At 65.7% G+C, this 10,620-nt stretch carries 12 protein-coding genes; all 12 read left to right on the plus strand.

Annotated elements, in window-relative coordinates; genetic code table 11:
• Positions 1 to 7 precede the first annotated feature (7 nt).
• The 12 genes from secY (at position 8) to LCM32_RS20300 (ending at position 10,606) form a co-directional block, all read left to right on the plus strand.
• Complete coding sequence (secY, locus tag LCM32_RS20245; protein ID WP_224822901.1) at positions 8 to 1,384, plus strand: preprotein translocase subunit SecY; 1,377 nt, start codon at positions 8 to 10, stop codon at positions 1,382 to 1,384.
• Positions 1,381 to 1,956 carry an adenylate kinase gene (locus LCM32_RS20250; protein WP_222492208.1) on the plus strand — a complete coding sequence of 192 codons (576 nt, stop codon included), beginning with the start codon at positions 1,381 to 1,383 and terminating at the stop codon, positions 1,954 to 1,956. Before secY ends, LCM32_RS20250 begins: the two co-directional genes overlap by 4 nt.
• A 243-nt stretch (positions 1,957 to 2,199) precedes the next feature.
• Positions 2,200 to 2,568 carry a 30S ribosomal protein S13 gene (gene rpsM / locus LCM32_RS20255; RefSeq protein WP_224822902.1) on the plus strand — a complete coding sequence of 123 codons (369 nt, stop codon included), beginning with the start codon at positions 2,200 to 2,202 and terminating at the stop codon, positions 2,566 to 2,568.
• Between the two features lie 15 nt (positions 2,569 to 2,583).
• Entirely contained in the window at positions 2,584 to 2,976 is a 393-nt protein-coding gene (gene rpsK, locus LCM32_RS20260; protein WP_136636924.1) for a 30S ribosomal protein S11, read from the plus strand.
• Between the two features lie 112 nt (positions 2,977 to 3,088).
• Positions 3,089 to 4,105, plus strand: a complete 1,017-nt coding sequence (locus LCM32_RS20265) for a DNA-directed RNA polymerase subunit alpha (RefSeq protein ID WP_224822903.1) — start codon at positions 3,089 to 3,091, stop codon at positions 4,103 to 4,105.
• 120 nt (positions 4,106 to 4,225) lie between these two features.
• Positions 4,226 to 4,645 (plus strand): 50S ribosomal protein L17, encoded by a 420-nt coding sequence (gene rplQ, locus LCM32_RS20270; protein ID WP_224822904.1) that lies wholly within the window; start codon positions 4,226 to 4,228, stop codon positions 4,643 to 4,645.
• Positions 4,646 to 4,917: 272 nt separating this feature from the next.
• Positions 4,918 to 6,312, plus strand: coding sequence for a trypsin-like peptidase domain-containing protein (locus LCM32_RS20275; protein WP_224822905.1), 1,395 nt, complete (start codon positions 4,918 to 4,920; stop codon positions 6,310 to 6,312).
• Positions 6,313 to 6,329: 17 nt separating this feature from the next.
• Positions 6,330 to 7,673: a replication-associated recombination protein A gene (locus tag LCM32_RS20280; RefSeq protein ID WP_224822906.1), complete on the plus strand. Its 1,344-nt coding sequence runs from the start codon at positions 6,330 to 6,332 to the stop codon at positions 7,671 to 7,673.
• A gap of 110 nt (positions 7,674 to 7,783) precedes the next feature.
• A complete protein-coding gene (crcB, locus tag LCM32_RS20285) occupies positions 7,784 to 8,161 on the plus strand; it encodes a fluoride efflux transporter CrcB (protein ID WP_224822907.1) in 378 nt (125 codons plus the stop codon).
• Complete coding sequence (locus LCM32_RS20290) at positions 8,158 to 9,213, plus strand: RluA family pseudouridine synthase (protein ID WP_224822908.1); 1,056 nt, start codon at positions 8,158 to 8,160, stop codon at positions 9,211 to 9,213. Before crcB ends, LCM32_RS20290 begins: the two co-directional genes overlap by 4 nt.
• The gene (locus LCM32_RS20295) at positions 9,213 to 9,896 is read left to right on the plus strand and encodes an HAD family hydrolase (protein ID WP_224822909.1); all 684 of its coding nucleotides are present in this window, start codon (positions 9,213 to 9,215) and stop codon (positions 9,894 to 9,896) included. Before LCM32_RS20290 ends, LCM32_RS20295 begins: the two co-directional genes overlap by 1 nt.
• Positions 9,893 to 10,606: an ATP12 family chaperone protein gene (locus LCM32_RS20300; protein WP_224822910.1), complete on the plus strand. Its 714-nt coding sequence runs from the start codon at positions 9,893 to 9,895 to the stop codon at positions 10,604 to 10,606. Before LCM32_RS20295 ends, LCM32_RS20300 begins: the two co-directional genes overlap by 4 nt.
• The last annotated feature ends 14 nt before the right edge of the window (positions 10,607 to 10,620 follow it).

Raw genomic sequence — 10,620 nt, forward strand, 5'->3', positions numbered from 1 at the left:
CCCGCGAATGGTATCTGCAGCAGAACAGATGGCGGCGAATACGAGCTGGGCTGCCCTGAGCAAGGCCACCGATCTCCGCAACCGCATCCTCTTCACCCTCGGCCTGCTGATCGTCTACCGGCTGGGCACGTGGATTCCCGTTCCGGGCATCGACGGCGCCGCGCTGGAAGAGTTCATGCAGGGGGCGGCACAGGGGATCGGCGGGATCCTCTCGATGTTCACCGGTGGTGCGCTTGGCCGCATGGGCATCTTCGCCCTCGGCATCATGCCCTATATCTCCGCCTCGATCATCGTGCAGCTGCTGACCTCGATGATCCCCTCCCTTGAGCAACTCAAGAAAGAGGGCGAGCAGGGCCGCAAGAAGATCAACCAGTACACCCGCTACGGCACCGTGCTGCTGGCGACGGTCCAGTCCTACGGCATCGCCATGGGCCTGCAGACCCCCGCAGGCGACGGTTCGACCCTTGCGCTCGATCCGGGCTGGTTCTTCCTGTCCACCACGATGATCACCCTCGTGGGTGGCACCATGTTCCTGATGTGGCTCGGTGAGCAGATCACCAACCGCGGCATCGGCAACGGCATCTCGCTGATCATCTTCGTCGGCATCATCGCCGAAGTGCCCGGCGCGCTGGCGCAGTTCTTCGTCTCGGGCCGTTCGGGCGCCATCAGCCCCGGCGTCATCGTCGGCGTGATCGTCATGGTGATCGCGACCATCGCCTTCGTGGTGTTCATGGAACGCGCCCTGCGCAAGATCCACATCCAGTACCCGCGCCGTCAGGTCGGCATGAAGGTCTACGACGGCGGCTCCTCGCACCTGCCGATCAAGGTGAACCCGGCGGGCGTGATCCCGGCGATCTTCGCCTCCTCGCTGCTGCTGCTGCCGGTGACGATCTCGGCCTTCTCGGGCAGCCAGACCGGCCCGATCATGTCGACGATCCTGGCCTACTTCGGCCCGGGCCAGCCGCTCTACCTGCTGTTCTTCGTGGCGATGATCGTCTTCTTCGCCTACTTCTACACGCACAACGTGGCCTTCAAGCCCGAGGACGTGGCGGACAACCTGAAGAACCAGAACGGCTTCGTGCCCGGCATCCGGCCCGGCAAGCGGACGGCGGAATACCTCGAGTACGTGGTGAACCGCATCCTGATCCTCGGTTCGGCCTACCTTGCGGCAGTTTGTCTCCTTCCGGAGATCCTGCGTAGCCAGTTCACGATTCCCTTCTATTTTGGCGGCACCTCGGTCCTCATCGTGGTCTCGGTGACCATGGACACCATCCAGCAGGTGCAGAGCCACCTTCTGGCGCACCAGTACGAAGGGCTGATTGAAAAGTCCCAGCTCCGCGGCAAAGGCAAGCGGCGCAACAAAAAAGGAAGCGGACGTCGATGAATATTATCCTTCTCGGACCGCCCGGCGCAGGCAAAGGCACCCAGGCAGGTTTTCTGGTCGAAGAGCGGGACATGATCCAGCTCTCCACCGGCGACATGCTCCGTGAGGCCCGCACCTCCGGGACGGAGATGGGCAAGATCGTGGCCGACGTCATGGACCGCGGCGAGCTTGTCACCGACGAGATCGTCATCGGCCTGATCCGCGAGAAGCTGGAAGGCGACGCCAAGGGCGGCTTCATCTTCGACGGCTTCCCCCGCACGCTGGCCCAGGCCGACGCGCTGGAGAAGCTGCTGGCCGAGATGGGCCAGAAGTTGGACCACGCGATCGAACTTCAGGTGAACGACGAGGTCCTCGTCGGCCGTATCGTGAACCGCGCCAAGGAGGCCGTCGCGGCCGGTGGCACGGCGCGCGCGGACGACAACGAGGAAAGCCTCAAGAAGCGCCTGATGGAATACTACAAGAAGACCTCGCCGCTGCTGGGGTACTACCATGCCAAGGGCACCCTGCGGGGCGTCGACGGTCTGGCAGAGATCGGCACCGTGAAGGCTTCCATCGCCGAGATCCTCGGCTGAGGTTATGACTGGCAGGGGCGGGCAGAACACCGCCCCTGACCGAGATTGTGACTTGACGGGTTGACGATCCCCCGAAAACCCCATACCACGCCCTATCTCGGCCAGATGGTGATTCCGTCACGCTCTGTAACTTTGCCGAGACCCCGCCGAATTCAGCTGCGGCCCGCGGTGTTCCGCCACGGGCCATATGTTGTGAAAAAAGGTTCTGGAGCTACGGAACCGCAACTATAAGGAAAGTGACACGTGGCACGTATCGCCGGCGTTAACATCCCGACTGCAAAACGGGTACCGATCGCCCTCACCTACATCACCGGTATCGGCCATACTTCGGCCAAAGCCATCTGCGAAGCCGTGAACATCGACGCAACCCGTCGCGTGAACGAGCTTTCGGATGCCGAAGTTCTCGCCATCCGTGAACACATCGACGCCAACTACACCGTAGAAGGCGACCTGCGTCGTGAGACGCAGATGAACATCAAACGCCTGATGGATCTGGGCTGCTACCGTGGCCTGCGCCACCGTCGCAACCTGCCGGTGCGTGGTCAGCGGACCCACACCAACGCGCGTACCCGCAAGGGCCCCGCGAAACCCATCGCCGGCAAGAAGAAGTAAGGGGGGCTCTGACCAATGGCACGTGATACCCGCCGTGGGGGCAAGAAAAAGGTCTCCAAGAACATCGCCGCTGGCGTGGCGCATGTGAACTCGTCGTTCAACAACACCAAGATCCTGATCTCTGACGTTCAGGGCAACGCCATCTCCTGGTCCTCCGCAGGGACCATGGGCTTCAAGGGCTCGCGCAAGTCGACCCCCTACGCCGCACAGATGGCTGCCGAAGACGCAGGCAAGAAAGCTCAGGAACACGGCGTGAAAACGCTGGAAGTCGAAGTGCAGGGCCCCGGCTCGGGCCGTGAATCGGCTCTCCGCGCTCTGGCTGCTGTCGGGTTCAACATCACCTCGATCCGTGACGTGACCCCGATCGCCCACAACGGCTGCCGCCCGCCGAAGCGCCGCCGGGTCTAATCGCCCTGCAGATTTACAGGAGGCTGCGCCGAGGCGCGGCCTCCTTTACGTCATTTCAACCTCGGGAGTTTCGACCTTTGGACATGGGGACGGAACGGGAATGGAGGGACGCATGATCCATAAGAACTGGGCAGAACTCATCAAGCCGACGCAGCTGGACGTGAAACCGGGTGTAGACCCGTCGCGTCAGGCCACCGTCGTGGCTGAACCGCTGGAACGCGGCTTCGGTCTGACGCTGGGCAACGCGCTGCGCCGCGTGCTGATGTCGTCGCTTCAGGGCGCCGCCATCACCTCCGTTCAGATCGACAACGTTCTGCACGAATTCTCGTCCGTTGCGGGTGTCCGCGAAGACGTGACCGACATCATCCTCAACCTCAAGGGCGTCAGCCTGAAGATGGAGGTCGAGGGGCCGAAGCGCGTGTCGATCAATGCCAAGGGTCCGGGTGTCGTCACCGCCGGTGACATCGCCGAGACCGCAGGCATCGAGATCCTGAACCGCGAGCACGTGATTTGCCACCTCGACGAGGGCGCGGACTTCTTCGTGGAACTGACCGTTGACACGGGCAAGGGCTACGTTGCCGCCGACAAGAACAAGCCGGAAGACGCACCGATCGGCCTGATCCCGATCGACGCGATCTACTCGCCGATCAAGCGCGTGTCCTACGAAGTGACCCCGACCCGTGAAGGTCAGGTTCTCGACTACGACAAGCTGACCATGAAGATCGAAACCGATGGCTCCGTCACGCCGGACGACGCCGTGGCCTATGCCGCGCGCATCCTGCAGGACCAGCTGTCGATCTTCGTCAACTTTGACGAGCCGGAATCGGCCACCCGTCAGGACGACGACGACGGTCTCGAGTTCAACCCGCTCCTCCTCAAGAAGGTGGACGAGCTGGAACTCTCCGTGCGCTCGGCGAACTGCCTGAAGAACGACAACATCGTCTACATCGGCGACCTGATCCAGAAGACCGAAGCCGAGATGCTCCGCACCCCGAACTTCGGCCGCAAGTCCCTGAACGAGATCAAGGAAGTGCTTTCGGGCATGGGCCTGCACCTCGGCATGGACGTCGAGGATTGGCCGCCGGACAACATCGAAGACCTGGCCAAGAAGTTCGAAGACCAGTTCTGATCGACATTCCGCGAGGGGGCTGCTACGCCCCCTCCGGCACTTACCGGGCAATCCCGCCCCAAGGAGAGTCGGTGACACGCATCGCCGGCCAGACAAAGCAAAACACGTTAGGAGACTATCATGCGTCACGCACGAGGCTACCGCCGCCTGAACCGTACCCACGAGCACCGCAAGGCACTCTGGGCAAACATGGCCGGCTCGCTCATCGAACACGAACAGATCAAGACCACCCTGCCCAAGGCGAAAGAACTGCGCCCGATCGTCGAGAAGCTGATCACGCTCGGCAAGCGCGGTGACCTGCACGCCCGTCGTCAGGCCGCATCGCAGCTCAAGCAGGACGCTCTGGTTGCCAAGCTGTTCGACGTTCTGGGCCCGCGCTACAAAGAGCGTCAGGGTGGCTACATCCGCATCATGAAAGCCGGCTTCCGCTACGGTGACATGGCGCCGATGGCGATCATCGAATTCGTCGACCGCGACGTCGACGCCAAGGGCGCAGCCGACAAGGCCCGCCTGGAAGCGGAAGAAGCCGCAGAAGACTGAGATCGGTTAATGGGTCAAAAGACCCGCTGATCCGAGGGACAGTGAACCCCCGCCCCCCAGAGGGCGGGGGTTTTCTTTTGCGCGGCCTGTCGGGGCGGGGCAGGGGGCGCGATCCCGGGTGCCTTTCAGGGGCCGAGCTGTCACCCGGGATATTAGAACCGCGCAGGTCTCTCATCGCGCCGTTTCACAAGCCCGGGAAGCCGCGGGCCCCAATGTTGCAATCCCGGGCCCGCTGCGGATAGCTGCCAGCACGCAAGAAGAGGGAAACGCCCATGGTCCGAACCGCCCTTGTCCTTCTCACCCTCAGCCTGCCCGCCGCGCTGACTGCGCTGCCGGTGAATGCGGAAACCCGCGTTCCCATGAGCCAGGCCGAGATCTCGATGGGCTTCGCGCCCGTGGTGAAGAAGGCCACCCCGGCCGTCGTCAACATCTATGCCAAGCGCATCGTGCAGAGCCGCTCGCCCTTCGCGGACGATCCGTTCTTCTCGGAGTTCTTCCGGAACTTCGGGCAGGGCAGGCCGCAGGTGCAGAACTCGCTGGGCTCGGGCGTGCTGCTCTCGGACGACGGGATCGTGGTGACGAACTTCCACGTGGTTGGCCGCGCGGATGAGATCCGCATCGTGCTGAACAACCGCGCCGAATACGACGCCGACGTGCTGCTGGCGGATGAGGAGGCGGACCTCGCCATCCTCAAGCTGAAGGGGGCGCACGACATGCCGCACCTGACCCTGCGCGACAGCGACGATGTCGAGGTGGGGGAGTTGGTGCTGGCCGTCGGCAACCCCTTCGGTGTCGGGCAGACCGTCAGCTCGGGCATTGTCTCGGGGCTTGCGCGGTCGGGCACGGCCACTGGCAATGCGCGGGGCTATTTCATCCAGACCGATGCGCCGATCAATCCCGGCAACTCCGGCGGGGCGCTGATCGACATCAACGGTGACCTGATCGGTGTGAACACCTCGATCCTCAGCCGCTCCGGCGGGTCGAACGGGATCGGCTTTGCCATCCCCTCGGCGCTGGTGGCGCAGTTCGTGGACCAGGCCCGCGACGGCAAAACCGATTTCGAACGCCCCTGGGCGGGGATGACGGGACAGCCGGTGGATGCGCAGATGGCGCAGGCGCTTGGCCTCGACCTGCCGGGCGGTGTGCTGATCTCGGAACTCCATGACGCCAGCCCGTTCCTCGACGCGGGCTTCCAGGTGGGCGACGTTGTGATGGACGTGGACGGCGAGCCGGTGAATACGCCGGCCGAGATGCTCTTCCGCATGACGATCGCCGGTCTGGGCCACGCGACCGAGGTGACCCGCTTCCGCGATGGCAAGCCGCAGAACGTGACCGTCGACCTGATCGACGCCCCGGAGGAGCCCGCCCGCAACAGCGTGACCCTGCCGGAGCGGTCCGTCATCCCCGGCCTCGTGCTGGAGCGGATCAATCCCGCCGTCATGGCCGAACTGGGCCTGCCGCTCTCGTCCTCGGGCGTCGTGGTGGCCGATCCGGGGCCGATGGGGCCGCGGGCCGGGCTGAAGGCCGGTGACGTGCTGCAATCGGTGAACGGGGCCAGCATCGCGACCACGGAAGAGGCGCAGAGCGCGCTTGCCGATCCGGGCCGCTGGCTGGAACTGGTGCTGCTGCGTGGCGGACAACGGATGCAGTTGCGTTTCCGTCTCTGACAGGTCAGATCCGGGACATGAGCGATCTTTTCGACACTGGTCCCGGCACTGATCCTAGCGACACTCAGGCTGCGGGCGGCGGCCGTCTGGCCCCCCGCCCGCTGGCAGACCGCCTGCGCCCGGCCTCGCTGGCCGAGGTCATCGGGCAGGAGCAGGTGCTGGGGCCGGACGGGCCGCTTGGCGTGATGCTGGCTTCGGGCTCGCTCTCCTCGCTGATCCTCTGGGGGCCGCCGGGCGTGGGCAAGACCACCATCGCCCGCCTGCTGGCCCATGAGACCGACCTGCATTTCGAACAGGTCAGCGCGATCTTCACCGGCGTCGCGGACCTCAAGAAGGTCTTCGAGGCGGCCAAGCAGCGCCGCCGGGCAGGGCAGGGGACACTGCTCTTCGTCGACGAGATCCACCGCTTCAACAAGGCGCAGCAGGACGGGTTCCTGCCGCATATGGAAGACGGGACGATCCTGCTGGTCGGCGCCACGACCGAGAACCCCTCCTTCGAGCTGAACGCGGCCCTTCTGTCGCGCTCGCAGGTGCTGACCCTCGAACGGCTCTCGCTGGCCGAGATGGAGCGGCTGACCCAGCGGGCCGAGCAGGAGCTGGGCCGGACCTTGCCGCTGGACGGCCCCGCCCGCGAGGCGATGCAGGAGATGGCCGACGGCGACGGACGGGCGCTCCTGAACCTCGTGGAACAGGCGGCCTCGTGGAAGGTCGAGGGCAAGCTCGACACCGAGGGGCTGTCGAAGCGGCTGATGCGCCGGGCCGCGAAATACGACAAGTCGGGCGATGAGCATTACAACCTGATCTCGGCGCTGCACAAATCCATCCGCGGCTCTGACCCGGACGCGGCGATCTACTGGCTGGCGCGGATGCTGGAGGGCGGCGAGGACCCGCGCTACCTTTTCCGCAGGCTCTCGATCATGGCGGTGGAGGACATCAGCCTTGCCGATCCGCAGGCGCAGTCGGTCTGCCTCGACGCATGGCAGCTCTACGAGCGGATCGGCCAGCCGGAGGGTGAGCTGGCGCTGGCGCAGGTGGTGATCTACCTCGCCCTCGCGCCCAAGACGAACTCCTCCTACATGGCGCTGAAGGCGGCCAAGGCGCTGGCCCGGCAGACCGGCTCGGCGATGCCGCCCAAGCATATCATCAACGCGCCGACGCGGATGATGAAGGATCAGGGCTTCGGGCGCGACTACCTGTACGACCACGATGCCGAAGACGGCTTCTCGGGGCAGAACTACTTCCCCGAGGGGGTCGAGCGGCCGACGCTTTACCAGCCGGTCGAACGTGGTTTCGAGCGTGAGTTGAAGAAGCGGGCCGAATACTTTGCGCGCCTGCGGGCCAAGCGGCAGACCGGCGGCTGAGCACCGCGTCATGGTCCTTTCAACTCGCGGCGCATTCCTATAGGGAAGGGGATCGCGCCCCCCGGGGCGGATTTCTTGACAACCCGCCGCTCCGGCGCGATGGAACCGCGATGATACTGACCGTTCTTCAAGTTGCCCTCGGTGGCGCCATTGGCGCCTCTTGCCGCTACCTTCTGGGGGTAGGGGTGTTCCGTCTTGTGGGGCCGGGCTTTCCGCTCGGCGTGCTGACGGCGAACATCATCGGCTGCGGGCTGATGGGGATGCTGGTGGTCTTCCTCGGCCAGAAGGGGCTGACCCACTGGAACCCCTTCCTTGCGACGGGGATCCTCGGCGGCTTCACGACGTTCTCCTCCTTCTCGCTGGAGGCCTGGACGATGATCGAACGGGGACAGACCAGCAACGCAGTGCTCTATGTCGGGCTCTCGCTGCTGCTCTCCTTCGCGGCGCTGATCGGCGGCGCCGCCCTGATGCGGAGTGTATTGGCATGACCAGCAAGGTTCAGACGATCACCGTGGGCCCCGGCGACGGCGGACAGCGGCTGGACCGCTGGCTGCGGCGGCTCTTCCCCCATGTCCAGCAGGGCCGCATCGAGAAGATGTGCCGCAAGGGCGAGCTGCGCGTGGACGGCGGCCGGGTGAAGGCCAACACGCGGCTGGAGGCCGGGCAGGACGTGCGCATCCCGCCGCTGCCCGAACCCGAACCGCAGGGGCAGGCGCCCAAGCCGCGCGAGGCGAAGGTGTCGGACGCGGATGCCAAGCTGATCCAGTCCTGCGTGATCTACCGCGATGATCAGGTCATCGCCATCAACAAGCCTGCGGGCCTGCCCACGCAGGGCGGCAGCAAGCAGAGCCGTCACGTGGACGGTCTGGCCGAGGCGCTGAAGTTCGGTCTGGACGAGAAGCCGCGCCTCGTGCACCGGCTCGACAAGGACACCTCGGGCGTGCTGCTGCTGGCCCGTGACCGGGCGACGGCGCAGGCGCTGACCGCCGCACTGCGCCACAAGCAGACGCGCAAGATCTACTGGGCGCTCGTCGCCGGTGTGCCCACGCCCTACCTTGGCGAAATCCGCTATGGCCTGATGAAGGCCCCGGGCCACGGCAAGGGCGGCGAGGGCGAGAAGATGATCGCCGTGCATCCGCGCGACATCGACAAGACCCCGGACGCCAAGCGCGCCCATACGCTCTATGCCACGCTCTACCGCGTGGCGAGCCGCGCCGCATGGGTCGCGATGGAGCCGCTGACCGGCCGGACCCACCAGCTGCGCGCCCATATGGCCGAGATCGGGCATCCGATCATCGGGGATGGCAAGTACGGCGGTTCAGGTCAGGAAAACCTCGGCGATGGCTGGGGGGCTCAGCTGGGCGGGATCATCTCGAAGAAGCTGCACCTGCATGCGCGCTCGATGACCTTCGAACATCCGGTGACCCACAAGATGATCACCGTCACCGCCCCGCTGCCCGAGCACATTGCCCACAGCTGGGAGACCTTCGGCTGGACCGAGGACCTCGCCGCCGACGATCCCTTTGAGGAACTGCGCTGATGACGACGACGCCGAAGCTGATCATCTGGGACGTGGACGGCACGCTGTCGGACAGTCAGGGCAGTATCACCGCCTCGATGTCCGCCGCCTTCGAGGCCGAGGGCCTCGCCCCGCCGCCGCGGGATGTGATGCTCTCCATCGTCGGGCTGACGCTGGAGATCGGCATCGCACAGATCGCGCCGGGCAACGATCCCGAGCGGGTCACGCGGATGGCGGCGACCTACCGGGCGCACCATCGTGGGCTGCGCGACGCGGGCGGGCGCGGGTTCATCAAGCTTTACGATCACATCCCGGCGGTGCTGGAACAGCTCAACGCCCGGCCCGACATCCTGATGGCGGTGGCCACGGGCAAATCCCGCGGCGGCCTCGTGTCGCTGCTCGAGGTGACGGGGCTGTCCAAGCATTTCCTCTCGCTCCAGACGGCGGATGACCATCCGTCCAAGCCGCATCCCTCGATGCTGCTGGCGGCCATGTCCGATTGCGGCGTGGGGCCGGAGGATGCCGTGATGATCGGCGACACGAGCTTTGACATGGACATGGGCCGCGCTGCGGGCATGCGCACCATCGGGGTCAGCTGGGGCTTCCACCCGCGCCGGGAACTGGCGCAGGCCAACGTGGTGGTGGACGATCCGCGCGATCTGCCCGACACGATTGATGCGCTCTGGCGCGAGGAGGTCGCATGAGCGGCTGGAAGGCGAAACGCTTCTGGAAGGAGGTCTCGGTCGCCGAGGCCGAGGATGGGCATCTTGTCCATCTCGATGGACGCGAGTTGCGCACGCCCCTGAAGAGCCGCCTGCCGCTGCCCTCCCGTGCCCTGGCCGAGGCCGTGGCGCAGGAGTGGGAGGCCCAGCAGGACGAGGTGAAGCCGCAGCAGATGCCCTTCACCCGCACCGCGAACAGCGCGGTGGACAAGGTGCGCCCGCAGCGCGACGAGGTCGCCGCCATGCTGGCCGCCTATGCCGAGACCGACCTGCTGTGCTACCGCGCCGAGGGGCCCGAGGAGCTGGCCGAGCGTCAGGCCGCCGCGTGGGACCCGCTGCTCGACTGGGCGGCGCAGACCTATGGCGCGCGTCTCGTGGTGCAGGAGGGGATCATGCCCCGCGCGCAGGACCCCGCGGCCTTGACCGCGCTTGCGGCCGCCCTCGACGGGATGGAGCCGTTCCAGCTGGCCGCCTTCCATGACCTCGTGGCGCTGCCGGGATCGCTGATTCTGGCCCTCGCCACGATCGAGGGCGTGGCCCCGGCAGAGGCTCTCTGGGAGGCGTCGCGCCTCGATGAAGCCTGGCAGGAAGAGCAGTGGGGCGCGGACGAGGAAGCCGCCGAAGTGGCTGAAATTAAGCGGACAGCCTTCCTCCACGCCCACAATTTTTACCAAATGGTCACTGGCCGGTAGCGTTACCGCCCGAT

This window comes from Pseudooceanicola nanhaiensis (assembly GCF_020171315.1).
Lineage (GTDB): Bacteria > Pseudomonadota > Alphaproteobacteria > Rhodobacterales > Rhodobacteraceae > Pseudooceanicola > Pseudooceanicola nanhaiensis_A.

Excerpts from the sequence above, each read along its gene's own strand:
- secY (WP_224822901.1), top strand. The coding sequence starts at position 8 with ATGGTATCTGCAGCAGAACAGATGGCGGCGAATACGAGCTGGGCTGCC.
- LCM32_RS20250 (WP_222492208.1), top strand. The coding sequence starts at position 1,381 with ATGAATATTATCCTTCTCGGACCGCCCGGCGCAGGCAAAGGCACCCAG.
- rpsK (WP_136636924.1), top strand. The coding sequence starts at position 2,584 with ATGGCACGTGATACCCGCCGTGGGGGCAAGAAAAAGGTCTCCAAGAAC.
- LCM32_RS20265 (WP_224822903.1), top strand. The coding sequence starts at position 3,089 with ATGATCCATAAGAACTGGGCAGAACTCATCAAGCCGACGCAGCTGGAC.
- rplQ (WP_224822904.1), top strand. The coding sequence starts at position 4,226 with ATGCGTCACGCACGAGGCTACCGCCGCCTGAACCGTACCCACGAGCAC.
- LCM32_RS20275 (WP_224822905.1), top strand. The coding sequence starts at position 4,918 with ATGGTCCGAACCGCCCTTGTCCTTCTCACCCTCAGCCTGCCCGCCGCG.
- LCM32_RS20280 (WP_224822906.1), top strand. The coding sequence starts at position 6,330 with ATGAGCGATCTTTTCGACACTGGTCCCGGCACTGATCCTAGCGACACT.
- crcB (WP_224822907.1), top strand. The coding sequence starts at position 7,784 with ATGATACTGACCGTTCTTCAAGTTGCCCTCGGTGGCGCCATTGGCGCC.
- LCM32_RS20290 (WP_224822908.1), top strand. The coding sequence starts at position 8,158 with ATGACCAGCAAGGTTCAGACGATCACCGTGGGCCCCGGCGACGGCGGA.
- LCM32_RS20295 (WP_224822909.1), top strand. The coding sequence starts at position 9,213 with ATGACGACGACGCCGAAGCTGATCATCTGGGACGTGGACGGCACGCTG.
- LCM32_RS20300 (WP_224822910.1), top strand. The coding sequence starts at position 9,893 with ATGAGCGGCTGGAAGGCGAAACGCTTCTGGAAGGAGGTCTCGGTCGCC.